Annotated in this window: 20 protein-coding genes; 10 read left to right on the top strand and 10 right to left on the bottom strand. The window is 64.8% G+C overall.

Annotated elements, in window-relative coordinates; genetic code table 11:
• Positions 1 to 25: 25 nt before the first annotated feature.
• The 4 genes from IVB07_RS02535 to IVB07_RS02520 all read right to left on the bottom strand — a co-directional run bounded on the left by IVB07_RS02535 (position 26) and on the right by IVB07_RS02520 (position 5,217).
• A complete protein-coding gene (locus tag IVB07_RS02535; protein ID WP_204512778.1) occupies positions 26 to 2,194 on the bottom strand; it encodes an acetate--CoA ligase family protein in 2,169 nt (722 codons plus the stop codon).
• Between the two features lie 136 nt (positions 2,195 to 2,330).
• The gene (locus tag IVB07_RS02530; protein WP_247364519.1) at positions 2,331 to 3,083 is read right to left on the bottom strand and encodes a hypothetical protein; all 753 of its coding nucleotides are present in this window, start codon (positions 3,081 to 3,083) and stop codon (positions 2,331 to 2,333) included.
• 2 nt (positions 3,084 to 3,085) lie between these two features.
• The gene (locus IVB07_RS02525; protein WP_247360837.1) at positions 3,086 to 3,877 is read right to left on the bottom strand and encodes an enoyl-CoA hydratase; all 792 of its coding nucleotides are present in this window, start codon (positions 3,875 to 3,877) and stop codon (positions 3,086 to 3,088) included.
• A gap of 134 nt (positions 3,878 to 4,011) precedes the next feature.
• Positions 4,012 to 5,217 (bottom strand): ABC transporter substrate-binding protein, encoded by a 1,206-nt coding sequence (locus tag IVB07_RS02520; protein ID WP_018452962.1) that lies wholly within the window; start codon positions 5,215 to 5,217, stop codon positions 4,012 to 4,014.
• 254 nt (positions 5,218 to 5,471) lie between these two features.
• Here IVB07_RS02520 and IVB07_RS02515 point away from each other — a divergent pair, with 254 nt between their 5' ends.
• Both IVB07_RS02515 and IVB07_RS02510 read left to right on the top strand, forming a co-directional pair.
• Positions 5,472 to 6,311, top strand: coding sequence for a thermonuclease family protein (locus IVB07_RS02515; protein ID WP_247360835.1), 840 nt, complete (start codon positions 5,472 to 5,474; stop codon positions 6,309 to 6,311).
• Between the two features lie 134 nt (positions 6,312 to 6,445).
• Complete coding sequence (locus IVB07_RS02510) at positions 6,446 to 7,837, top strand: M48 family metalloprotease (protein WP_240544076.1); 1,392 nt, start codon at positions 6,446 to 6,448, stop codon at positions 7,835 to 7,837.
• Between the two features lie 122 nt (positions 7,838 to 7,959).
• On the opposite strand, the gene IVB07_RS02505 is transcribed toward IVB07_RS02510, so the two are convergent.
• Positions 7,960 to 9,285 (bottom strand): MFS transporter, encoded by a 1,326-nt coding sequence (locus IVB07_RS02505; RefSeq protein ID WP_085351627.1) that lies wholly within the window; start codon positions 9,283 to 9,285, stop codon positions 7,960 to 7,962.
• 181 nt (positions 9,286 to 9,466) lie between these two features.
• On the opposite strand from IVB07_RS02505, the gene cyoA reads away from it, so the two are divergent.
• The 7 genes from cyoA to IVB07_RS02470 are packed head-to-tail and all read left to right on the top strand — an operon-like array spanning position 9,467 to position 16,380.
• Positions 9,467 to 10,627, top strand: coding sequence for a ubiquinol oxidase subunit II (gene cyoA, locus IVB07_RS02500; RefSeq protein ID WP_027567955.1), 1,161 nt, complete (start codon positions 9,467 to 9,469; stop codon positions 10,625 to 10,627).
• 11 nt (positions 10,628 to 10,638) lie between these two features.
• A complete protein-coding gene (gene cyoB, locus IVB07_RS02495) occupies positions 10,639 to 12,636 on the top strand; it encodes a cytochrome o ubiquinol oxidase subunit I (RefSeq protein WP_018452957.1) in 1,998 nt (665 codons plus the stop codon).
• A complete protein-coding gene (gene cyoC, locus IVB07_RS02490) occupies positions 12,637 to 13,266 on the top strand; it encodes a cytochrome o ubiquinol oxidase subunit III (protein ID WP_085351629.1) in 630 nt (209 codons plus the stop codon).
• Entirely contained in the window at positions 13,263 to 13,649 is a 387-nt protein-coding gene (gene cyoD, locus IVB07_RS02485; RefSeq protein ID WP_085351630.1) for a cytochrome o ubiquinol oxidase subunit IV, read from the top strand. The genes cyoC and cyoD overlap by 4 nt, the downstream gene beginning before the upstream one ends.
• Complete coding sequence (locus tag IVB07_RS02480; protein ID WP_247360833.1) at positions 13,646 to 14,506, top strand: SURF1 family protein; 861 nt, start codon at positions 13,646 to 13,648, stop codon at positions 14,504 to 14,506. Before cyoD ends, IVB07_RS02480 begins: the two co-directional genes overlap by 4 nt.
• On the top strand, positions 14,478 to 15,857 hold the full coding sequence (locus IVB07_RS02475) for an ATP-binding protein (protein WP_247360832.1): 1,380 nt from the start codon (positions 14,478 to 14,480) through the stop codon (positions 15,855 to 15,857). Before IVB07_RS02480 ends, IVB07_RS02475 begins: the two co-directional genes overlap by 29 nt.
• On the top strand, positions 15,847 to 16,380 hold the full coding sequence (locus IVB07_RS02470; protein WP_018452952.1) for a response regulator transcription factor: 534 nt from the start codon (positions 15,847 to 15,849) through the stop codon (positions 16,378 to 16,380). Before IVB07_RS02475 ends, IVB07_RS02470 begins: the two co-directional genes overlap by 11 nt.
• A gap of 37 nt (positions 16,381 to 16,417) precedes the next feature.
• Here IVB07_RS02470 and IVB07_RS02465 read toward each other — a convergent pair whose 3' ends face one another.
• Positions 16,418 to 17,128 carry a glutathione S-transferase family protein gene (locus IVB07_RS02465; RefSeq protein ID WP_247360830.1) on the bottom strand — a complete coding sequence of 237 codons (711 nt, stop codon included), beginning with the start codon at positions 17,126 to 17,128 and terminating at the stop codon, positions 16,418 to 16,420.
• A gap of 109 nt (positions 17,129 to 17,237) precedes the next feature.
• On the opposite strand from IVB07_RS02465, the gene IVB07_RS02460 reads away from it, so the two are divergent.
• A complete protein-coding gene (locus IVB07_RS02460; RefSeq protein ID WP_018452950.1) occupies positions 17,238 to 17,609 on the top strand; it encodes a helix-turn-helix domain-containing protein in 372 nt (123 codons plus the stop codon).
• A 135-nt stretch (positions 17,610 to 17,744) separates the two neighbouring features.
• Here the strand turns inward: IVB07_RS02460 and IVB07_RS02455 are convergent, their stop codons facing one another.
• From IVB07_RS02455 to IVB07_RS02440, 4 genes are all read right to left on the bottom strand, one after another.
• The gene (locus IVB07_RS02455; RefSeq protein ID WP_247360829.1) at positions 17,745 to 18,584 is read right to left on the bottom strand and encodes a CarD family transcriptional regulator; all 840 of its coding nucleotides are present in this window, start codon (positions 18,582 to 18,584) and stop codon (positions 17,745 to 17,747) included.
• A 343-nt stretch (positions 18,585 to 18,927) separates the two neighbouring features.
• The gene (fdxA, locus tag IVB07_RS02450) at positions 18,928 to 19,266 is read right to left on the bottom strand and encodes a ferredoxin FdxA (protein WP_018452948.1); all 339 of its coding nucleotides are present in this window, start codon (positions 19,264 to 19,266) and stop codon (positions 18,928 to 18,930) included.
• Between the two features lie 132 nt (positions 19,267 to 19,398).
• Complete coding sequence (locus tag IVB07_RS02445) at positions 19,399 to 19,668, bottom strand: RNA-binding S4 domain-containing protein (RefSeq protein ID WP_083926310.1); 270 nt, start codon at positions 19,666 to 19,668, stop codon at positions 19,399 to 19,401.
• 22 nt (positions 19,669 to 19,690) lie between these two features.
• Complete coding sequence (locus IVB07_RS02440; protein ID WP_247360825.1) at positions 19,691 to 23,107, bottom strand: helicase-related protein; 3,417 nt, start codon at positions 23,105 to 23,107, stop codon at positions 19,691 to 19,693.
• Positions 23,108 to 23,299: the final 192 nt, after the last annotated feature.

The following is a 23,299-nucleotide window of genomic DNA, read 5'->3' as shown; positions in this document are numbered from 1 at the left end:
TCTTGCGCTTGTGGAGAGAGACCCCTCACCCGTCTCGCCGCTTCGCGGCGAGCCACCCTCTCCCACAAGGGGAGAGGGATGATCTCCGCCCCACCACCAGCGCGTCCACGATCGTCACGCCCTGCCCTTCCGCGTGCACCAGCACCGGGTTGAGCTCGATCTCCGCGATCTCCTCTGCATGTTGCGCGGCAAGCACGGAAATGTCCGCGATCAACTGCGACACCGCCGCAACATCCGCCATCGCCGCCCCGCGAAATCCCGTCAGCAGCGGCGCGGCTTTCAAGCGCGCCAGCATCGTGCCGGCTTCTTCTGCGCTGACCGGCGCCGGGCGGTAGACGACGTCGCGGAACAATTCGGTCGTGATGCCGCCAAGGCCCACCATCACCATCGGCCCGAACGTCGCGTCTGTCATGGTGCCGACGATGATCTCGACACCCTGCTTCGCCATCGGGCAGACCAGCACGCCCTGAATGGCCGCCTCAGGCCTGTGCTGGCGCACATTGTTGAGCAGCGCCTCGAACGCCAGAAACGCTTCGCCTTTTGTGGTGATATTGACGCGCACGCCGCCGACCTCGCTCTTGTGCGCGATGTCCGGCGACTGGATCTTCAGCACCACCGGAAAGCCGACGCGGGCGACGGCATCATCGAGCTCGCCCTTGTCCTTCACCAGCACTTCATCCGGCAGCGCGATGCCGGCGGCGCGGAGCAATGTCTTGCTGTCGGCTTCCGAGAGCGCAGGCGATTTCAGCTGTGCTGAGATGTCCCGCGCGGGGACTTGCGCCCCGTCCGCGGGCCTCTGCAGCTCGAAGGTGGCATAATCGACGAGCTGCCGCATCGCGACGCCGACATAAGTGAGGCCGGAGAGCACCACGACGCCGGATTTGGCAAGCTCGCGCCGCGCGAAATCGGACGGTACCGTGTAGGAATAGAACACCACCGGCTTGTGCTGCGCGGCCAGCACCGGCGTCAGCTCGGCTTCCTTGAAGGGCTTCCGGACGTCGCTCGACAGCGACAGCACGATCAGGATTGCGTCGATCTCGTCCGACGCGGTGAGCACATCGACGCTCTTTTGCAAGCCGCCCGAGGTCACGCCCTGCGCCGTGACGTCGATCGGGTTGCGCGCGGTGCCGTAGGACGGCATCAGCGCGCTGATCTCCGCCTGGACTTTTTCGGAGAGCTCCGGCACCTGCAAGCCTTGCAGCGCCACGGCATCGGCGCCCCAGATGCCGGCGCCGCCGGAGACGGTGACCACGGCGACGCGATCGCCTTTCGGCAACGGATTGCTCGCAAGCACAGCTGCGATCGTCAGCGCCTCGTCGAGATCGTTGGAGACGATGAAGCCATATTTGGCGAACACCGCGTCGTAGGCCGCCGACCATCCGGCCATGCTCGCGGTGTGCGAGGCGGCCGCGCGCATCCCGGCGCCGGAGCGGCCGACCTTCGTGACGATGACAGGCTTTTTCAGTTCGGCGGCGCGCCGCGCTGCCGCGAGAAACTTGTCGACGTCGCGAATGCCTTCGATGAACAGCAGGATCACGTCCGTTGAAGCGTCCTGCACCATGTAATCCAGAAACTCGCCGGCCCCGAGATCGGATTCGTTGCCGGCACTGACGACATAGCTCACGGCAATGCCGAGCGCACTGGCGCGGTGATAATACGCAAAGCCGATGCCGCCGCTCTGCGCCACGATGCCGATCCGCTTCGTCGTGGCGACCAGCGGCACCACGCTCGGCTTGACGTCCACGGCGGGACTGAACGTCGCCGCCACGCGCTGCTTCTGGCTGAAAAAGCCTTCGGCATTCGGACCGGAAATCCGCATGCCGGTGCGCCTCGCCAGCCCCGCGATCGCGTCCTGCATCGCCGCGCTCTCCCCGCCCTCCTCGGCGAAGCCGGAGGAGATGATAACAGCGTTCTTCACGCCGGCGGCGGCGCATTGTTCGAGCGCGGCGAGCACCGCGCGGGCGGGGATGAGGATGATTGCGAGATCGACCGGCGCGCCGATGTCGGTGATCGATTTGTAGCAAATGAGGCCGTCGATCTCGGCGTAGTTCGGGTTCACCGGATAGATTTTTCCGGGATACTCGTTCTTGCGCAACATCGACAGCAGGCGCCCCGGAATCTTCTCGTGATCGCGCGAAGCACCGATCAGCGCGATGCTGGCGGGTGCAAAGAAGCTGTCGAGCGGATGCGGCATGTGCAGATTCCAATTGTCGGTCTGGCGCTACCCCCGTCATGGCCGGGCCTGTCTCGCCTGCGCGGCCGAAGCCGCTTCGGCCGCGCAGGCGGGACAGGCCTGGCCATGACGACACAACGAGAACTAGCGCAAGTGGTCAAGCAGCGAGCCGAAATGTCACGCCGCTCAGCAGAAACTCATTGCCCGCCACCGCGAGCCCCTTGGCCTTGGCGGCATGCAGCACCTGGGCCACATCTGTCACCTGAAACTCCAGCGCGCTCATGATTTCGCTGGCGCCCTTCACGAACCGGAAGGTCGCGTTGGTCAGCTTCAGTTCGACATCGCCACTCGGCGCCACGCCGATGAGCTTGCCCCAATGCTCGGCCAGCCCTTGCGGGTCCGGGCTCTGTATTTCCACGCTCGTCAACGCCTGCGTCACGTCCTTGCGGATGAATTTATGCCAGTCTGGCCCCGCTGGCGGATAAGGCCCCAAAATGTCGTCGCTGCCTTCGGTGTGGTTGAACTCGATGAAGGCGGCGCGGCAGTCGCGGGGATGCAGCTGCACGCCATGATAGGGCGCGTGGTCGATGACGTTGGCGGTGCGCACGCCCAGCGCGTTGGCGTTACGACCGCGCTCGTCGGGATCGTTGCAGCAGAAGATCGCCATGTAGCCGCCGCGCCCGCCGCTCTTCTCGATGAAGCGGCCGGCGGTGGTGCCGTCCTTGAACGGCGCGACCACCTCCAGCAGGATCGTGTCGACCGGCAGCAGCGCATTCTCCAGGCCGTATTTCGCGACGTTGCCGTCGCGATAGCAGACAGCGAGGCCCATGATATCAGCGATGTCAGAGATCACGGGCGCGAGCTGCGGCGCAACCAGGCAGATCTGCCGCAACCGCATATAGGGCGCCATCGTCATGCGCCCTTGAAGGTCGGCTTGCGCTTCTCGACAAACGCCTTTGCGGCCTCCTTGTGATCCTCGGTATCGCTGCAGCGGGTGTGGTGGATCGCCTCACCGTCGAAGCAATCTTCCAGCGCGAGATGCTCGGCATTGTTGATGTTGCGCTTGATGAAGCCGAGCGCGATCGACGGACCCTGCGCCAGCGACAGCGCGAGCTCGTGCGCGGCCGCGTCGATCTCGGCGTCAGGCACGACCTTGGTCACCATGCCGATCGCATGAGCCTCCTTCGCGGTCAGCACCGGCGAGGTCAGATAGAGCTCGCGCGCCCGCGCGCTGCCGAGCAGCTGGGTGAGGAAATAGGTGCCGCCGTAATCGCCGGAGAAGCCGACTTTTGCGAAGGCGGTGGTGATCTTGCAGGATTCGGAGGCGACGCGGAGGTCGCACGACAGCGCCATCGACAGACCCGCGCCGGCCGCCGCGCCATCGAGCTGCGCCACCACGGGTTTTGGCATCTGGTGCAGGATGCGCGACACCTCCATGCCGCGGCGCAGGTTCGCCATCTTTACTTCAAACGGGAGCGGCGCGCGGCCCTCCGCCATCGACTTGACGTCGCCGCCGACGCAGAAGGAGCCGCCCGCGCCCTTGAACAAGACCGCGCGCACCTCCGGATCATCCGCCGCGCGCCGTGCCGCCACGACCAGCCCGGCGACCATGTCCGGGTTGAGCGCGTTCTTCCGCTCGGGCCGGTTCATGGTGATGGTGAGCAGCCCGCCTTCGAGCTTCTGCAGGACCATGTCGTTGCTCATGGGACGTCTCCCTTGTTGTTGTTTGCTTCGGTCTATCGACGCTCGTCATTGCGAGCGAAGCGAAGCAATCCAGAGATGTTTCCGCGGAGACAGTCTGGATTGCTTCGTCGCTTCGTTCCTCGCAATGACGGTGTTTATTTCTTCACCAACGGGCAGCGCGACTGCTCCAGCGACTGGAACGCCTCGCTGCCGGGCACGGTGGCGAGCAGCTTGTAGTCGTCCCAGCGGCCCTTGGATTCCGACGGCTTCTTGACCTCGAACAGGTACATGTCGTGCAGCATGCGGCCGTCCTCGCGGATCTTGCCGTTCTTGGCGAAGAAGTCGTTGATCGGCGTCTCCTTCATCACTTTCATCACCGTCGCAGCGTCGGTCGTGCCGGCTGCCTTCACCGCTTTCAGATAGTGAGTCACGGACGAATAGACACCAGCTTGCGCCGAGGTCGGCGGCCGCTTCATACGCTCCTGGAAGCGCTTCGAGAACGCGCGGGTGTCATCGTTGAGATCCCAGTAGAAGGCTTCCGCCAGCAACAGGCCCTGCGCGGTCTCGAGTCCGATGGAGTCGATATCGGTCACGAAGGCGAGCAGCGGCGAGACCTTCTGGCCGCCCTTGGTGATGCCGAACTCGGCCGCCTGCTTGATCGCGTTGACGGTGTCGCCGCCGGCGTTCGCAAGCCCGATCACCTTGGCTTTCGAGGCCTGGGCCTGCAGCAGGAACGACGAGAAATCCGACGTGTTGAGGGGATGGCGCACGCTGCCGAGCACCTTGCCTCCGGTTTTGGTCACGACGGCGCTGGTGTCCTTTTCCAGATCCTGGCCGAAGGCGTAGTCGGCGGTGAGGAAGTACCAAGTGTCGAGGCCCGACTTCACGGCCGCAAGGCCGGTCACATTGGCCTGACCGTAGGTGTCGAACACGTAGTGAATGGTATAGGGACCGCAGGCCTCGTTGGTGAGGCGGATCGAGCCCGGGCCGTTGAACATGATGATCTTGTTGCGCGCTTTCGCGATCTCGCCGGCGGCGAGCGCGGTCGCGGAGGCCGCGACGTCATAGATCATTTCGACGCCCTGATTGTCGAGCATGTCGCGGGCGATATTGGCGGAGAGATCGGCCTTGTTCTGATGGTCGGCAGCCAGCACCTGGATCTTGCGGCCGAGCACCTCACCGCCAAAGTCCTCCACGGCCATCTTGGCCGCGGTCTCGCTGCCGGGGCCGGTGATGTCGGCATACAGGCTCGACATGTCGAGGATGCCGCCGATCTTCAGTGGCGGCTTGTCCTGGGCCTGCACGGCGCTCGCGCTCAGCGCCAACGCAGCGGCAAAAATGCCCGACAAAACATGCTTCATCGAAAAGACCTCCCTTATCGCGCCGTACTCTGATGGCGGCTTGGTTATTGCTGTTACCGCAATCATGCCGCATGCGCGACAGCGCAGCAAGCGCACGGGACGATGCAGATGAACGATCAACACGCGCTTTCCGCAAAGCGGAATGACGAGATGCGGAAGAGTGCCTCCGCCGTCATTGCGAGCGCAGCGAAGCAATCCAGGATCTTTCCTCGGAGGGACTCTGGATTGCTTCCCTGCGCTCGCAATGACGGAGTATGAACAAACAGTCTTCGCGCCCCACCGCGCTTGAGTTATGGTTGGAGCGCAACGCAACCTTTCCGGGCAACGTGACGCGACTGCTTCATCTCATCGTCGCATGTCTTCTGGTCGCGGCTCGCGGTGCGTCCGCCACGCCGTGCCAGCTCGAGTCCCAGGGCGAAGGCCGCGTCACCGCGATCGATGCGCGCAGTCTGCGTCTCGATGACGGCCGGGAAATCCGCTTGACCGGCATCGAGCCGACCGCGACCACGAAGCAGGCGCTGACGACGCTGCTCGTCGGTCGCGACGTTATTTTGCGCAGCGCCGACGACACGCCCGACCGCTATGGCCGCCAGGGCGCGCTGGTCTTTGTCGGCGAGAGCGGCATCTCCGTGCAGGCGACGCTCCTCGCCCAGGGCGACGCCATCGTCTCCGCCGAGATCGCCGATAAGGACTGCGCGGCCGCCCTGATGGCGGCGGAGGCCGAGGCGAGGCGCCAAAAAAAGGGCAGCTGGGCTGACCTGTCGGCCATAAAAAACGCGGAAAGTCCGGACGATATTTTGGCGGGGATCGGGCGTTTTGTGGTGGTCGAGGGCAAAGTCCTGTCGGTCCGGCAAGCTGGGGCAATGACCTACCTCAACTTCGGACGAAACTGGACACGCGGCTTCGCCGTGACTATTTCAAAGCGCATGATACCCGCGTTCGAAAGCGCCGGGATCGCCCTTAAGTCTCTGGAAAATAAGCGTATTCGTGTCCGGGGCTGGGCTGAGGGGAATACGGGGCCGCGTATCGATGTACGCCTCGTGGGACAAATCGAGTTGCTGGGCGCAAACGAGCCGACAGGGGTAAGGCCCTAAAAAGGGCCAGGCACGGGTTAAGCGACGTGAATGGGGTGCTAGGACGGCACGGACGAGGTGAACGCCGCCGCCTGCGGGCAGCGCCGGCTGCGCTATGCCTCGTGCTGGGTTCAGCCCTCGCCGGTTGCGGCGATATGGGCCGGTTCCAGACCACGGCGGCGCCCCCGACCGTCGCAATGCCCAAGCCGAAGCCGGCCGTCGCGCAGACCCCCGCCACCGAAAAGGAGCACGAGCGCATCCTGGCGAGCTACGGCGGCACATATGACGACCCCAGGCTCGAATCGCTCGTCACCAAGACCGTCGACCGCCTGGTCGCAGCGTCCGACCGCCCCGATCAGGGTTACAGGGTCACGATCCTCAATTCCGGCGCGGTGAACGCCTTCGCGCTGCCGAACGGCCAGCTCTATGTCACGCGCGGTCTTCTTGCGCTGGCGAGCGATACGTCGGAATTGTCCTCCGTGCTCAGCCACGAGATGGCGCATGTGCTGTCCAAGCACGCCGCGATGCGCGAGGACCAGGCCCGCCAGGCCGCGATCGTCACCCGCGTCGTCACCGACATGAGCAACGATCCCGATCTCACCGCGCTGGCGCTCGCCAAGACCAAGCTGACCATGGCGAGCTTTTCGCGCAATCAGGAGTTCGAGGCCGACGGCGTCGGCGTCGGCATCTCCGCCAAGGCCCATTTCGATCCTTATGGTGCTGCACGCTTTCTCTCGGCGATGGAGCGCAATGCCGAGCTGAAGGTCGGCAAGACCTCACTCGATCCGCGCGCGCAGGATTTCACCTCGTCGCATCCGGCAACGCCCGAGCGCGTGCAGAACGCGCAGACCATCGCGCGGCAATACGCAGCGCCAGAGGGCGGCGAGCGCGACCGCGAGACGTATCTCGCCGCGATCGACAATCTCGTCTACGGCGAAGACCCAAGCGAAGGTTTTGTCCGCGGCCGGCGCTTCCTGCATCCGAAGCTCGGTTTCACCTTCCAGGCGCCGGACAATTTTACGCTCGACAATACCGCGCAGGCCGTGATCGGCGTGCGCGACGGCGGCTCGCAGGCGATGCGTTTCGATGTCGTGCGGGTGCCGGCCGAACAGTCGCTGGGCGATTACCTGAATTCCGGCTGGATGGAGGGCGTCGAGAAAGCCTCCACCGAGGACATCACCATCAACGGTTTCCCGGCTGCGTCCGCCACCGCCAAGGGCGACCAGTGGCAGTTCAAGGTCTATGCGCTGCGCTTCGGCAGCGACGTCTACCGCTTCATCTTCGCGGCACGGCAGAAGTCGACCGAGAGCGAGCGCAATGCGCGCGAGACCGTCGGTTCATTCCGCCGCCTGACGCTCGAAGAGATCCAGGCCGCGCGCCCGCTGCGCATCAAGGTCATCACCGTGCAGCCCGGCGACACCGTGGAATCGCTCTCCCACCGCATGGCCGGCGTCGATCATCCGGCCGAGCGTTTTCGCGTGCTCAACGGGCTCGATCGCAACGCGCAGGTGAAGGTGCGCGATCGTGTGAAGGTCGTGGCGGATTGACGTACTGCAAACTGCCCTAGGGTGGGCAAAGCGAAGCGTGCCCACCATACCCGATAAGGATCGTTGAAAGATGGTGGGCACGGCGCTTACGCGCCTTTGCCCACCCTACGAGCTCCGCCCGATCAGCGGCCCGCGTCCATATCGCCGGCCTCGCGCTGGCCGCTGAGCCAGAGCGCGAGCAAGGTCCAGAACGCGCCTGACAGCAGGTACGCACCCGAGGCGATGACGCCGAGATTGGTCGCAAGCAACAGAGCGACCAGCGGTGCAAAGCCGGCGCCGAACAGCCAGGCCATGTCGGAGGTCAGTGCCGAGGCCGTGTAGCGATACGCCTGCTTGAAGTTCGAGGCGATCGCACCCGAGGACTGGCCGAACGACAGGCCGAGCAGGATGAAGCCGATCACCATGTAGATGGTCTCGCCGAACGCGCCGGCATCGAGCAGCTGCGGGGCAAAGCCGCTGTAGATCGCGATCGCGATCGCCGATCCCATCAGCAGCGACTTGCGGCCGACGCGATCGGCGATGACGCCGGAGAGCACGATCGCGCCGACGCCGAACACGGCGGCGACGATCTCGATGATCAGGAAGCGCACCGGGCTTTCGCGGGTGAACAGGAACACCCAGGACAGCGGAAACACCGTGACCATGTGGAACAGCGCGAAGCTCGCCAGCGGCGCAAACGCACCGAGCATGATGTTCTGGCCTTCGCGCGCCACAGTCTCGGAGATGCGCGAGGGTTGCAATTCGCGGGTCTCGAACAGCGAGGCATATTCTTCCGTCGTCACCATGCGCAGGCGCGCGAACAGCGCCACGACGTTGATGGCGAAGGCGACGAAGAACGGATAGCGCCAGCCCCAATCGAAGAAATCGTCGGCCGACAGATTCCCGGCGAAATAGGCGAACAGCCCGCTCGCCACGATCAGACCAAGCGGCGCACCAAGCTGCGGCACCATCGCGTACCAGCCGCGCTTTGAAGGCGGCGCGTTCAGCGCCAGCAGCGAGGCCATGCCGTCCCAGGCGCCGCCCCAGGCCAGACCCTGTGCGATGCGCGCCAGCGCCAGCAGCCAGATCGCGGCAGCGCCGATCTCGTGATAGCCGGGCAGGAACGCGATCGCGACGGTGGCGGTGCCGAGCAGGAACAGCGCCGAGATCAGCTTGGCCGTCTTGCCGTACTCGCGGTCGACCGTCATGAAAATGACGGTGCCGATCGGCCGCGCCATGAAGGCCAGCGCGAAGATCATGAAGGAATAGAGGGTGCCGGTCAGTTCGCTCGTGAACGGGAAGACCAGGCGCGGGAACACGATCACCGAGGCGATCGCGAAAACGAAGAAGTCGAAGAATTCCGAGGTGCGGCCGATGATGACGCCGATGGCGATCTCGCCGGGACTGGCCTGATCATGGCCGTGCTCGCCCGAGTGGTCTGCCATTGCGGGGGTCTGTGCCATCGCCATTCGCGCGCCCTTAACGTCCTGAAAACCAAAGCCGACCGCCCGGCGAGGTGCCAGGCAATCTAGCCCTGTCTGGCGCAACATCCCGCACTGCAACATTGGACAAATTGTCCAATGTCCGGATTGCTGCGCCGCAGCTACCCCTTGGTCCGCAAAAGAAACTCATTCTCATAAGGCTCGGCCCGTGTCCCGTTTCAAGATCCTGGCGCTGCTACCCCTGGCGGTTGCGCTCAGCGGCTGCAACTACGTCGTGCTGGCGCCGGCCGGCGATATCGCAGCGCAACAGCGCGACCTCGTCATCATCTCCACCGTCCTAATGCTCCTGATTGTCGTGCCCGTGATGGCGCTGACGGTGCTGTTCGCCTGGCGCTACCGCCAGTCCAACACCGACGCCCGTTACGAGCCGGAATGGGACCACTCGACCAGCCTCGAGCTGGTGATCTGGTCGGCGCCGCTTCTGATCATTGTTTGCCTTGGCGCGCTGACCTGGATGGGCACGCACCTGCTCGACCCCTATCGCACGCTCGGCCGCATCCATGCCGACCGCGCAGTCGACCAGTCCAAGGCCCCGCTCGAGGTCGACGTCGTCGCGCTCGACTGGAAGTGGCTCTTTATCTATCCGGATTACGGCATCGCCACCGTCAACGATCTGGCAGCTCCGGTCGATCGTCCGATCAACTTCCGCATCACCGCGTCCTCGGTGATGAACTCGTTCTACATCCCCGCGCTGGCCGGCCAGATCTACGCAATGCCGGGCATGGAGACCAAGCTCCACGCCGTCGTGAACCACGCCGGCACCTACCGGGGCTTTTCGGCGAACTACAGCGGGGCCGGCTTCTCCGGCATGCACTTCAACTTCCAGGGTCTCGACGACAAGGGCTTTGACGCCTGGATCGCCAGCGCCAAGTCCGGCGGCGGCTCGCTCGGCCGCGCCGAATATCTCCAGCTCGAAAAGCCCAGCCAGAACGAGCCGGTGCGGCGCTACGGTACCGTGGATTCCGATCTCTACCGCCTGATCCTCAACATGTGCGTCGAAACCGGCAAGATGTGCCAGAGCGAGATGATGGCGATCGACGCCAAGGGGGGCCTCGGCCATGAGGGTCTGAACAACACCCTGCCGCTGGCCTACGACAAGTACGCCCGCCGCGGCACCGCGCTTGGGCCGGAGCCGACTTTCGTCGCCGGCACCTGCACGCCCGATGCGCCGCAGGGCAGGACCACCGCTTCCATCACGGCACCTGTCGACACCGCGCCGCTGCTCGGCGCCGGCCTGAAGCGGCCGAGTTTCACGCCGCTGAAGTCCTCGTCCTTCTTCCTCGGACAACGTCCGAAGTCAGATTCGTAAAGAGATCCCGCATGTCTCCTGATCTTCTCAAGCTCATCTTCGGCCGGCTCACCTTCGAATCGCTGCCGCTGCACGAGCCGATCGTCGTCGGCACGTTTGCCGTGGTGGCGACCGGCGGCCTCATCATGCTCGCCGGCCTGACCTATTTCCGCGTCTGGGGTTATCTCTGGAGCGAGTGGTTCACCAGCGTCGACCACAAGCGCATCGGCATCATGTACATGATCCTCGGCATCGTGATGCTGCTGCGCGGCTTCGCCGACGCGCTGATGATGCGGTTGCAGCAGGCGCTCGCCTTCGGCGGCTCGGAGGGCTATCTCAACGCCCATCACTACGACCAGGTCTTCACCGCCCACGGCGTGATCATGATCTTCTTCGTGGCGATGCCGCTGGTCACCGGCCTGATGAACTTCGTCGTGCCGCTCCAGATCGGCGCGCGCGACGTGTCGTTCCCGTTCCTGAACAATTTCAGCTTCTGGATGACGGTCGGCGGCGCGGTGCTGGTGATGGCCTCGCTGTTCATCGGCGAATTCGCCCGCACCGGCTGGCTCGCTTATCCGCCGCTGTCGAACATCGGCTACAGTCCGGATGTCGGCGTCGACTATTACATATGGGGGCTACAGGTCGCGGGCGTCGGAACGACACTGTCCGGCATCAACCTGATCTGCACCATCGTCAAGCTGCGGTGCCCCGGCATGACCATGATGCGGATGCCGGTGTTCACCTGGACCGCGCTCTGCACCAACGTGCTGATCGTCGCTTCCTTCCCGGTTCTGACCGTCGTGCTCGCGCTGCTCTCGCTCGATCGCTACGTCGGCACCAACTTCTTCACGAACGATTTCGGCGGCAGCCCGATGATGTACGTGAACCTGATCTGGATCTGGGGTCATCCCGAGGTCTACATCCTGGTTCTCCCCGCCTTCGGCATCTTCTCGGAAGTGACCTCGACCTTCTCGGGCAAGCGGCTGTTCGGCTACACCTCGATGGTCTACGCCACGGTGGTCATCACCATCCTGTCGTACCTAGTCTGGCTGCACCACTTCTTCACGATGGGGTCGGGCGCCAGCGTCAACTCCTTCTTCGGCATCACCACGATGATCATCTCGATCCCGACGGGCGCGAAGATGTTCAACTGGCTATTCACGATGTATCGCGGCCGCATCCGCTTCGAGCTGCCGATGATGTGGACGATCGCGTTCATGCTGACCTTCGTGCTCGGCGGCATGACCGGCGTGCTGCTCGCGGTGCCGCCGGCCGACTTCGTCCTGCACAACAGCCTGTTCCTGATCGCGCACTTCCACAACGTAATCATCGGCGGCGTCGTGTTCGGCGCGTTCGCCGGTATCGGCTACTGGTTCCCGAAGGCGTTCGGCTTCAAGCTCGACCCGTTCTGGGGCAAGCTGTCGTTCTGGTTCTGGGTCACGGGCTTCTACCTCGCTTTCATGCCGCTCTATGTGCTCGGACTGATGGGCGTGACCCGCCGGCTCCGTGTGTTCGACGACCCGAGCCTGCAGATCTGGTTCATCGTCGCCGGCATTGGCGCCTTCCTGGTCTTCCTTGGCATCCTCTCGATGCTGATGCAGTTCGCCGTCAGCTTCCTCAGGCGCGAGCAGCTCAAGGACGTCACCGGCGATCCCTGGGACGCGCGCACGCTGGAATGGGCGACCTCCTCGCCGCCGCCGGCCTACAACTTCGCCTTCACCCCCGTCGCTCACGACAACGACGCGTGGTGGGACATGAAGAAGCGCGGTTATCAGCGCCCGCTCACCGGGTTCAAGCCGATCCACATGCCGAGCAGCACCGGCACCGGCATCATCCTCGCCGGCTTCGCCACCGCGATGGGATTCGGCCTGATCTGGTACATCTGGTGGCTGGCGGCCGCGAGCTTCATCGCGATGCTCGCCGTCGGCATCGGTCACACCTTCAACTATCACCGCGATTTCGATATTCCGGCCGAGGACGTCATCCGGGCCGAAGACGCGCGCACCAAGCTGCTCGCCGGAGCCAAGTAAATGACTGTCGCTGTCAATCCCACGCAAACCGGCGAGCCGGTCTTCTACCTCGCCGACGAACACCCGCATCCGGAAGGCTACAGCACCTCGCTCGGCTTCTGGATCTATCTGATGAGCGACTGTCTCATCTTCGCGATCCTGTTCGCCACTTTCGGCGTGCTCGGCAGCAATTACGCCGCCGGCCCGGCGCCGAAGGATCTGTTCGAGCTGCCGCTGGTCGCGGTCAACACCTCGATGCTACTGCTGTCGTCGATCACGTATGGTTTTGCCATGCTGACGATGCAGCAGAACAAGATCGCGCAGACCCAGATCTGGCTGGCGATCACCGGCCTGTTCGGAGCCGCATTCATCGGCATCGAGCTGTCCGAGTTCGCCCACATGATCCATGAGGGCGCGACGCCGCAGCGTAGTGCTTTCCTGTCCGCCTTCTTCACCCTGGTCGGCACCCATGGCCTGCACGTCAGCTGTGGCCTGATCTGGCTGGTGACCCTGATGGTGCAGGTCTGGAAGTTCGGCCTGATCGAGGCCAATCGCCGCCGCCTGATGTGCCTGTCGATGTTCTGGCACTTCCTGGACGTGGTCTGGATCGGCGTCTTCACCTTCGTCTATCTCCTGGGAGTTCTGCGATGAACACCGATACTCACGCCGCCCACGCGGACGATCATCATCACGGCGACAGCCACGCCAATGCCCACGGCTCGTTCTCGACCTATATGCTCGGCTTCGTGCTCTCGGTCGTGCTCACCGCGATCCCGTTCTGGCTGGTGATGAGCGGCGCGCTTCCGAGCAAGCAGATCACCGCGCTGGTGATCATGGCCTTCGCGGTCGTGCAGATCATCGTGCACATGATCTACTTCCTGCACATGAACACGACGTCAGAGAACGGCTGGAGCATGATGGCGCTGATCTTCACCATCGTCATGGTGGTGATCGCCCTGTCGGGTTCGCTGTGGGTGATGAACCACCTCAACAGCAACATGATGCCGATCCACCAGATGACTGGGATGAAATGAACGAGACCCGGACCGTGACGAGCGAGGCAAACGGGACGCGCAGCAACGCAGCGCGCCCGCCCTTGTGGCTCACGATCCTCTCGCTCACGGCCTTTGCGCTTCTGATCGCGCTCGGCGTCTGGCAGATCGAGCGCCGCGCCTGGAAGCTGGCGCTGATCGATCGCGTCGAGCAGCGCGTTCATGCCCCGGCCCAGCCGATCCCCTCGCCGGCGGCATGGCCGACCGTCTCCGCCGCGAACGACGAATACAGGCACGTCAGCGTCTCCGGCCATTTCCTGCATGACCGCGAGACGCTGGTTCAGGCCGTCACCGAAGAAGGCCCGGGCTATTGGGTGCTGACGCCGCTCAGGCGCGACGACGGCACGCTGGTCCTGGTCAACCGCGGCTTGGTGCCGCCCGAGCGGCGCGACGCCTCGACGCGCCGGGACGGCAATCCGCAAGGCCAGGTCGAGATCACCGGCCTGTTGCGCGTGACGGAGCCAAAAGGCGGATTCCTCAGGACCAACGTGCCTGAGCACAATCGCTGGTACTCGCGGGATGTCACCGCGATTGCGGCGGCACGCGGCCTCGACCACGTCGCGCCCTTCTTCGTCGATGCCGACGCTCGATCACAATCCGGCAACGGCCCAATCGGCGGATTGACCGTGATCAGCTTTCCCAATAACCACCTGATCTACGCGCTGACGTGGTTTGCCCTGGCGTTCATGCTGGCCGGCAGACTTTTCGTCACATTCGGCGGCGGGCTGTTCCGCCGCAAGGAGCCCTGGAGCGGCTTCGTCCACGAAGCGGCCGGCGGCCCCGATGCTGTCGCCCGCAGGACGGGATCAGATGCTGGAACGATCGGCGAGCCCACCTGACGACGGACGAACGCATGGCGCCGTCACGCTGCAATCGCAGGCGGACGCGCGCAGCGAGCTGATCGGCACAGCGCCAACCGACGACGAGACCAACCGCAAGAACATGGCGCTGCTGATCCAGCTGCGCTGGACCGCAGTGGTCGGCCAGATCGTGACCATCGGCGGCGTGCATGTGTGGCTCGGCATTCCCCTGCCCCTCACCCGCATGGGGGCGGTAATCGGCGCCCTGATATTTCTCAACATCTCCAGCCTGGTTTGGGTGCGCCATCGCGCCGCGATCACCAACAATGAGTTGCTGGTCGCCCTGATGCTGGACGTCGCCGCGCTGACCGCGCAGCTTTACCTCAGCGGCGGCGCCACCAATCCCTTCACCTCGCTGTTCCTGCTCCAGGTGACGCTGGGCGCGGTGCTGCTCGATGGCCGCTCGACCTGGTCGCTGGTCGCCTTGACCTGCGCGAGCTTCGTCTGGCTGACCGTCGCCTACCGACCGCTCGATCTGCCGCCGAACCCGCTGAGCGAGACCTACACCCTCACGGTTACCGGCATGCTGCTGGGCTTCGTGCTCAACGCCGTGCTGCTGGTGGTGTTCGTCACCCGCATCAACAGGAATTTGCGCGAGCGCGACGCGCATCTGGCGGCGCTGCGCCAGCATGCCGCCGAGCAGGATCATATCGTGCGCATGGGCCTGCTCGCCTCCGGCGCGGCTCACGAGCTCGGCACGCCGCTCGCCTCGCTCTCGGTCATCCTCGGCGACTGGCGCCGCATGCCCGACCTCGCCGCCGATCAGGAGCTGGCCGAGGACCTCGAGGAGATGGAGACCTCGCTGCAACGCTGCAAGTCGATCGTGACAGGCATTCTGGTGTCGGCGGGCGAAGCCCGCGGCGAGGGATCGTCGCCGACGACGGTGGCGGCTTTCGTCACCGCGCTCGTGGAAGAGTGGCGCGACGCGCGCTCGGCGCGCACGTTGTATTTCGTCAACACTTTCGGCGAAGACGTCGCAATCGTCTCGGACGTCGCGCTGAAGCAGGTGATCTTCAACGTGCTCGACAACGCCTACGAGGTCTCGCGCGACTGGGTCGAGCTCGTTGCCGGGCGCGAGGGCGATCATCTCGTGCTGTCGATCAGCGATCGCGGCCCCGGCTTTGCGCCGGAGATGCTGGCACAGCTCGGAAAGCCCTATCAATCGAGCAAGGGCCGCGCCGGCGGCGGGCTCGGCCTGTTCCTGGTGGTGAACGTGGTGCGCAAGTTAGGGGGCAGCGTGACCGCCGAGAACCACAGGAAGCGCGGCGCTACGGTCCGCCTCACGCTGCCGCTCGCAACGCTCGCGATCGGAGGCAGCTTTGACGCCTGATCGTTCGCTCGTCGTCGTCGAGGACGATGCCGGCTTCGCCCGCACCCTGAAGCGTTCGTTCGAGCGCCGCGACTACGAGGTCGTGCTCGCCGCCTCGATCGAGGACGTGCGGAAAGTCCTGGAGGAGCGATCGTTCGGCTATGCCGTCGTCGACCTCAAGCTCGGCGGCGCCTCGGGACTGGCCTGCGTGGAGCTCTTGCACACGCACGATCCGGAGATGCTGATCGTGGTGCTGACGGGCTTTGCCAGCATCTCCACCGCCGTCGAGGCCATCAAGCTCGGCGCATGCCACTATCTGGCAAAGCCGTCGAACACCGACGACATCGAGGCCGCCTTCAACAAGGCCGCAGGCAATGCCGAGGTCGCGCTCGACGCCCGGCCGACATCGATTAAGACGCTGGAGTGGGAACGCATCCACCAGACCCTGATCGAAACCGATTTCAACATCTCGGAAGCCGCAAGGCGGCTCGGGATGCATCGGCGGACGCTGGCGCGGAAGCTCGAGAAGCGGCCGGTGAAGTGAGGAGGAGCGGATCGAAGCCGCTCCTCCTCTCCACTGGTTAGGCTTGCTTGCCATATCGCGCGATGACGTCGGCCAGGGCGGTATGGCCTGCGCAGGATCCTGTTCCCGGATCATTGCTGCCGCTCTCCACGGCGGTGGCGTAGATGACCCCGGGATCGGCCTCGAGTTGTTGGCGCAGCGCGGCCAGCTTTGGCCAGCGGCTCCTGTCCGCGACAGCGTGGAAGTCGAGCCAGCGCGCCACACCTGCCAGCAAGGCGTCCGCGAGGGTCGGCCGGTCGGCGAGCAGGAACCTTGCCGGCTCGATCATGCCTTCGAGCTTGTCGTGGCGTTCGATCACCTTTCTCCTTCCGAACTCCCGCAAGGCCGAACGCATGGCGTCGTCCATCGCCACGCCTTCCATTGCGACCCAAAGCGGCGCGAAGGCGCCGGTAAAGCCGGTATTCACGAACGCCATCAGCTGGTGCATGCGATCGGCTTGCGGCGACAACGGATCAAAGCTGATGCGCCGTTCGGTATCCCTGGCTTCGAGCCAAGCCGCGATCGCCATGGTTTCCGTCAGCACATCGCCCCGGTCCGTGATGAGTGCAGGTGTCTCGTGTCGCGGATTGATCCCGGCGTATGACGGGCTCAGCATCTCGCCCAGCATGTCGACGCGACACAGGCGATATGGCCTGCCAAGCCATTCAAGAGCTGCAACGAGCCCCATGGAGCTTCCCATCGGGAAGCCGTAGAGTAGGATTGGATCCATCGATCTATTCTCCGTGATTTCTGATGATCACGCTGCGCAGCGGTCCCGAACCCTAGTCGCTCGCTCCATCAAGTAAATTGCGAACATTTTTGTAACCTGGAGTCCGCCGATGAAAGACCTCGTTTCGAGATGTCCCATCGAGGAAGTGATGCAGATCCTGAGCGGCCGGTGGCCTACGCTTCTGATCTACTATTTGAAACAGGGCACCAAACGGTTCAGCGACTTGCGTCGGGACAATCCGACCATCTCGCACAGGATGCTCGCCCTCGAGCTTCGCAAGCTGGAGGACGCCGGTATCGTGACCCGCACGGAATTCGACGGATACCCGTTGAGGGTCGAGTACGATCTGACCGCCGCCGGCCACACCTTGGTGCCGTTGATCGATGCGTTGGGCGCCTGGTGGTCGACGGTTGCGACTGACGCGCGCGGAGACGACCGCGAGACCGGGCGCGGCGCTTCGGGAAGCGCATCGCGGGTTTGATCCTGCTCAGGACCGCATAGGCTCAAAGCAATTCCGCCCGCTGACGTCCCCGAACCGGGGCGGTCAGCGTCTCCAAAACAAAAAGCCCGGCCGTAAGGCCGGGCTTTGATCTGTTGCGTTCGACGCGCGAGACGTTTACGCGGCCTCGTCGGCGACCGTGGCGCCGCCCTCGGTCTCGTCGCTATCGCCCTCGGCGTCCGCATCGGCCTCGCCTTCGGCGGCTTCGGACTTGGCGCCAGTGCGGCGCGGGCTCTTGGCGAGCTGGGCCTCGATCTCCTTGACCGCTTCGGTCTCGGTCGAGTGCTGCACCACCGCGATCTCGCGGGAGAGACGGTCGAGCGCTGCTTCATAGAGCTGGCGTTCGCTGTAGGACTGCTCGGGCTGCGACTCGGAGCGATAGAGGTCGCGCACGACTTCCGCGATAGCGACGATGTCGCCCGAATTGATCTTCGCTTCGTATTCCTGGGCGCGGCGCGACCACATGGTGCGCTTGACGCGGGCACGGCCCTTGAGGGTCTCGAGCGCACGCTTCACCAGCGCGGGGTCGGAGAGCTTGCGCATGCCGACATTGGCGACCTTGGCGGTCGGCACGCGCAGCGTCATCTTGTCCTTGATGAAGTTGATGACGAACAGCTCGAGCTTCGCGCCGGCGATCTCCTGCTCCTCGATGGCCAGAATCTGGCCGACGCCGTGAGCGGGATAGACGACGAATTCGTTGGCCTTGAAGCCCTGACGCTGGGTCACAACCTTCTTTTCCTCGACCTTCGGCGCAACAGCCGCGGGCTTCACGGCCGGCTTGGCGGCAGCAACAGGGGCCTTGGCAGGAGCAGCAGCAACAGGAGCCTTTGCGGCGGGCTTGGCAGCGGGAGCCTTGGCAGCGGGAGCCTTGGCAACAGCGGGCTTGGCGGCAGGCTTGGCGGCAACAGGCTTGGCAACGGTCGCTTTCGCGGCCGGCTTGGCAGTCTTGTTAGGCATTGCGCTTCTTTTGTTCTTCGAGGACTTTGCAGCCGGCGCCTTCGTCGCGGTCCGACCCTTGGATGCGCTACGGCTGGCCGCGGCGACTTTCTTGGCGTCCTTATGGGAAGCCTTCGCTGAAGTACTCTTTTTACGCGTTTTCTGTGACACAGCCTGCGCGCGGAAACTGCCACGCCCCTGTTCGACATTTGGTTTCACGGGAACCCAAGGGGCCGACGGGGCTAACCAGGGTTCGGCTCAATGTGCCCAATATAGCACATTTCCCGCAAAAATCAATGATTTAGGGGTGTTAAGGGCTGGTTTTCGGCGGTAAGGCCGCTAATAGGGTTAAGTTTGGCCCGAATTAGTCGCCGGAGCCGGGGTTCGGCGAGAAATACTTGTCGAACTTGCCCTCCATGCCGTCGAAATCCTTGGCGTCGTCGGGTGATTCTTTCTTCTGGGTGATGTTCGGCCAGCTCTTGGCGTAGTCGGCGTTGACCGTGAGCCACTTTTCCAGGCCCGGTTCCGTGTCCGGCTTGATGGCATCGGCGGGGCATTCCGGCTCGCACACGCCGCAGTCGATGCACTCGTCAGGATGGATGACGAGCATGTTCTCGCCCTCATAGAAACAGTCGACCGGGCAGACCTCGACGCAGTCGGTGTACTTGCACTTGATGCACGCTTCAGTGACGACGTAAGTCATCCAACGCTCCGAAAAGCTCTTTTAAAAGTCGCGGCTTGCGTAGCGCGGATGGCCCGGCGCCGCAAGCTCAGGAACGGCCGATCATGACGGCTTTATGCGCTTGATCGACCAAGAAATGAATTCAAAGCGCAATTAATTGCGCTGAGAACTTGGCGGGCCTTCACCGAGCTCTTCGTAGAGCACACGGGCCGAGGCGGCGTCGCCGCGGCGCTCGTTGAAGGCGATGACTTTCAAGACGCGCACGGTGCGATCGAGCGCGATGGTGAGCACGTCGCCGATCTTGATCGCATGCCCCGGCGATTTCTCGCGTGCACCGTTGACGCGAACATGGCCGGACTCGACAAGCGCGGCCGCGGAGGTGCGCGCCTTCACCACCCGCGCGTGCCACAGCCATTTGTCGATGCGCTGCCGCTCGGTCGTGGGCTCACTCCTTACGCCCGGACAGCTGCTCCTTCAGCGCAGCGAGCTTCGCGAACGGCGAGTTCGGATCGACCGGACGATCGCGCTCGCGCGGGGTGGCGCTCGATGCGTAGGGACGCAGCGACGGTCCGCCCTGGCGGTCGCGGCCCTTGTCGCGGTCGCGGCCACGGTTATCGCGGCCCTTGTCGCGATCGCCGCCGAACTTGCCCTTGTTGCGGTCCTTGTTGTCGCGGTCCTTGTTGCCGCCATTTTTGCCCTCGAAGCGGCGGTTCTTGTCGTCGCGGCCCTCGGGACGCGGCGCAGCTTCGGCGCTACCTTCTCGCGGCTTGCGGAAGTCCCTGCCACCATCTCGACGATGACCGCCGCCATGGCGATGGCGCTCACCGCGCTTCTCGCCGTCGGCGGCAGGCTGGGCTTCGCCTTCGGCAGGCGCAGCGCCGGCATCAGCGCCCGCCTGTGGACGCGGCTGGTGATGACGCTGGTTGCGATGGCGCTCGTGGCGCGGCTTGCGATCATCGTGACGGCCCGCGGGACGCCAGACCTCGATGAGCTCGGGCTCGGCGGGCGTCGCCGCGGCTTCCACGGGCGCTGCCGCATCGGCCGACGCAGCGGCTTCAGTTGCAGCGGTCTCTGCAGGCGCGGTTTCGGCAGGTGCGGTTTCGACTGCTTCAGCGGGGGCAACAGGCTCTTCCGCAGGTGGCGCGATGCCGGGAGCGTCTTCCGGCGTGACGGAAGCTTCGAGCGCCGGCTCGTCATGCGCGGGCTCGTCGTGCTGCTCCATCCCGGGCGCGTCTTCGACGGTCACAGGCTCGGCAGCGGCTTCGATCGCGGCATCCGCAGGGGTTGCGGCGTCCTCGACCGGCGTTTCGGTTGCGGGCGTCTCTTCGCTGGAGGCTTCAGCAACAGGCGCGTCAGCAATAGGCGTCTCGACAACAGCCGCGGCGGGCTTCGCCGGCAGCGGCGGGCGCTTGTCCATGCGATAGCCGAGCGCACGCAGCACGGAGGCAAAGTCTTCGCCGGCGGAGCCGGTGAGCGAGGTCATCGCCTGCGTCACCACAAAGCTGCGGCCGTCGAATGCCCCGGCGGGCTTTTCGCCAGACGCGTTCTCGCGCCAGGCCAGCGCCGGACGGATCAGATCGGCCAGGCGCTCGAGGATATCGACGCGCACGGCGCGCTCGCCGGCCTGCTTGTAGCCGAGCACGCGATAGGCATCGCGCGGCAGCTGCTTGTCGACCGGGAACGAGGTGCGGCCGGAGCTTGCCAGATGCTGCGCGCCCGACAGCGCGGAGGGATCGACATTGTCCTGCTTCAGCGCCCAGAGCAGCGCGGCCAGCGCACGCCCGGCCGGCTTGAGCAGGCCGGGGAAATAGAGGTGATAGGCGCCGAAGCGGACGCCGTATTTGCGCAAGGTCGCGCGCGAGGGCTGGTCGAGATCCTTCAGCTCGTTGGCGATCTTCGGGCGCTCCAGCACGCCGAGCGCCTCGACGAGCTGATAGGCGATGCCGCGGGCGATGCCGGTGACGTCCTCGGCCTTGCTGAGCTCGAACAGCGGCCCGAGCAGCTTTTCGATATGCGTCTTGAGCCAGAGCTCGAGCCGCGCCTGCACCTTGTCGCGGGGGGCGCCCGTGAGGCGTTCGTCGGAGATGATGCGGATGCGCGGATGCAGCGCTTCCTCTGCGGCAGACAGCCGCGCCACGGCGTCGCCGGTCCAGCGGATCATGCCTTCCGAGGTCAGCACGAACTGCTCGTCCGGTGCGTTGCCCAGTTTTTCGGCGCGCGCGTTGATCTCGCCGGCGAGCACGGCCTGCGCTGCAGCCTGCAACGCTTTCGCATCGGAGCCGGCTTCCGCCGCATCCGGTGCAAAGGTGAAGCCATCGAGGCGGCCGATGACATGGCCTTCGACGATGACTTCGCCGGTCTTGCCGATTTCCGTATTCAAGCTCGTGTTCTCCCGCAGGCGGCGCATCAATACACTGGTCCGGCGATCAACGAAACGCTCAGTCAAGCGTTCATGGAGCGCATCCGATAATTTATTTTCGACCTCGCGGGCGATCCCCTGCCAGCGTTCGGGGTCTTTCAGCCAGTCAGGGCGGTTGGCGACGAAGGTCCAGGTGCGAATCTGCGCGATCCGGGCCGACAGCGTGTCGATATCGCCGTCGACGCGGTCGGCCTGGTCGATCTGGGTCCTGAACCAGGCGTCGGGGATGCATCCCTTCCGCATCAGGAAGCCGTACAGCGTCGTCACCAGCTCGGCATGGGCGGCCGGCGACAGCTTTCGATAATCCGGGACCTGGCAGGCCTCCCACAGCCGTTCCACCGCGTCCTTGCCATGCGCGACGTCGCGCACCTCGGCGTCGCGGGCGGCATGGTCGAGCACGCGCATGTCCTCGGCAATCGGCGCACGCGTCAGCGCGTCGTGGCCGGGGGCCAGGTTCAGCGACACCTGGAGCGCGCCGAGGGAAGCGAAATCCAGCTTCGAATTGCGCCATTGCAAAACCTTCACCGGATCGAAGGTGTGGTTCTGCAGCGCATTGACGAGCTCGGGCTCGAACGGCGCGCAGCGACCGGTGGTGCCGAAGGTGCCGTTGCGGGTGGCGCGGCCGGCGCGGCCGGCGATCTGGGCGAATTCGGACGGCGTCAGCCGGCGGAACTGGTAGCCGTCGTACTTGCGGTCGGAGGCAAAGGCGACGTGGTCGACGTCGAGATTGAGGCCCATGCCGACGGCGTCGGTGGCGACGAGGTAATCGACCTCGCCGTTCTGGAACATCGCGACCTGCGCGTTGCGGGTGCGCGGCGACAGCGAGCCCAGCACCACCGCGGCGCCGCCATGCTGGCGGCGGATCAGCTCGGCGATGGCGTAGACCTCGTCGGCCGAGAAGGCGACGATGGCGGTGCGGCGCGGCTGCCGCGTGATCTTGCGATCACCCGCGAATTCCAGCTGCGACAAGCGCGGCCGCGTGATCATGGAGACGCCCGGCAGCAGCCGCTCGATGATCGGACGCATGGTCGCTGCGCCGAGCAGCAGCGTCTCGTCGCGGCCGCGGCGATTGAGGATGCGATCGGTGAAGACGTGGCCGCGTTCGAGATCAGACGCGATCTGCACCTCGTCGACGGCGAGGAACGAGACGTCGAGATCCCGCGGCATCGCCTCGACGGTCGAGACCCAATAGCGCGGCGCTTTCGGCTTGATCTTCTCCTCGCCGGTCACGAGCGCGACGGCATCGGGGCCGACCCGCGCGGCGATCTTGTTGTAGACCTCGCGCGCCAGCAGGCGCAGCGGCAGCCCGATCATGCCGGAGGGATGCGCGAGCATCCGCTCGATGGCGAGATGGGTCTTGCCGGTGTTGGTGGGACCAAGCACCGCAGTGACGCCGGCGCCGGGAAGCCGCTCGGAAGCGAAGGGGGAGGAGGAAAAAGGCATCTGGGGGATTAGGTAATGGCGATTGGGGCGAATGTCAGTGCTGTTTTGGGGCGGTGGCGCGAAGGGCTCGCCTCACACACTGCTGTCCTCGCCCGGCTCGACCGGGCGATCCAGTATTCCAGAGGCGGCGCAGATCAAACCGAGAGGGCGCGGCGTACTGGATGCCCCGGTCAAGCCGGGGCATGACGGCGG

This window comes from Bradyrhizobium sp. 172, assembly GCF_023101065.1.
GTDB classification, from domain to species: domain Bacteria; phylum Pseudomonadota; class Alphaproteobacteria; order Rhizobiales; family Xanthobacteraceae; genus Bradyrhizobium; species Bradyrhizobium canariense_D.
This window is presented reverse-complemented; position numbering and strand designations above follow the sequence as displayed.

Excerpts from the sequence above, each read along its gene's own strand:
- IVB07_RS02535 (WP_204512778.1), bottom strand. The coding sequence starts at position 2,194 with ATGCCGCATCCGCTCGACAGCTTCTTTGCACCCGCCAGCATCGCGCTG.
- IVB07_RS02530 (WP_247364519.1), bottom strand. The coding sequence starts at position 3,083 with ATGGCGCCCTATATGCGGTTGCGGCAGATCTGCCTGGTTGCGCCGCAG.
- IVB07_RS02525 (WP_247360837.1), bottom strand. The coding sequence starts at position 3,877 with ATGAGCAACGACATGGTCCTGCAGAAGCTCGAAGGCGGGCTGCTCACC.
- IVB07_RS02520 (WP_018452962.1), bottom strand. The coding sequence starts at position 5,217 with ATGAAGCATGTTTTGTCGGGCATTTTTGCCGCTGCGTTGGCGCTGAGC.
- IVB07_RS02515 (WP_247360835.1), top strand. The coding sequence starts at position 5,472 with ATGAACAAACAGTCTTCGCGCCCCACCGCGCTTGAGTTATGGTTGGAG.
- IVB07_RS02510 (WP_240544076.1), top strand. The coding sequence starts at position 6,446 with ATGGGCCGGTTCCAGACCACGGCGGCGCCCCCGACCGTCGCAATGCCC.
- IVB07_RS02505 (WP_085351627.1), bottom strand. The coding sequence starts at position 9,285 with ATGGCGATGGCACAGACCCCCGCAATGGCAGACCACTCGGGCGAGCAC.
- cyoB (WP_018452957.1), top strand. The coding sequence starts at position 10,639 with ATGTCTCCTGATCTTCTCAAGCTCATCTTCGGCCGGCTCACCTTCGAA.
- cyoC (WP_085351629.1), top strand. The coding sequence starts at position 12,637 with ATGACTGTCGCTGTCAATCCCACGCAAACCGGCGAGCCGGTCTTCTAC.
- cyoD (WP_085351630.1), top strand. The coding sequence starts at position 13,263 with ATGAACACCGATACTCACGCCGCCCACGCGGACGATCATCATCACGGC.
- IVB07_RS02480 (WP_247360833.1), top strand. The coding sequence starts at position 13,646 with ATGAACGAGACCCGGACCGTGACGAGCGAGGCAAACGGGACGCGCAGC.
- IVB07_RS02475 (WP_247360832.1), top strand. The coding sequence starts at position 14,478 with ATGCTGGAACGATCGGCGAGCCCACCTGACGACGGACGAACGCATGGC.
- IVB07_RS02465 (WP_247360830.1), bottom strand. The coding sequence starts at position 17,128 with ATGGATCCAATCCTACTCTACGGCTTCCCGATGGGAAGCTCCATGGGG.
- IVB07_RS02460 (WP_018452950.1), top strand. The coding sequence starts at position 17,238 with ATGAAAGACCTCGTTTCGAGATGTCCCATCGAGGAAGTGATGCAGATC.
- IVB07_RS02455 (WP_247360829.1), bottom strand. The coding sequence starts at position 18,584 with ATGCCTAACAAGACTGCCAAGCCGGCCGCGAAAGCGACCGTTGCCAAG.
- fdxA (WP_018452948.1), bottom strand. The coding sequence starts at position 19,266 with ATGACTTACGTCGTCACTGAAGCGTGCATCAAGTGCAAGTACACCGAC.
- IVB07_RS02440 (WP_247360825.1), bottom strand. The coding sequence starts at position 23,107 with ATGCCTTTTTCCTCCTCCCCCTTCGCTTCCGAGCGGCTTCCCGGCGCC.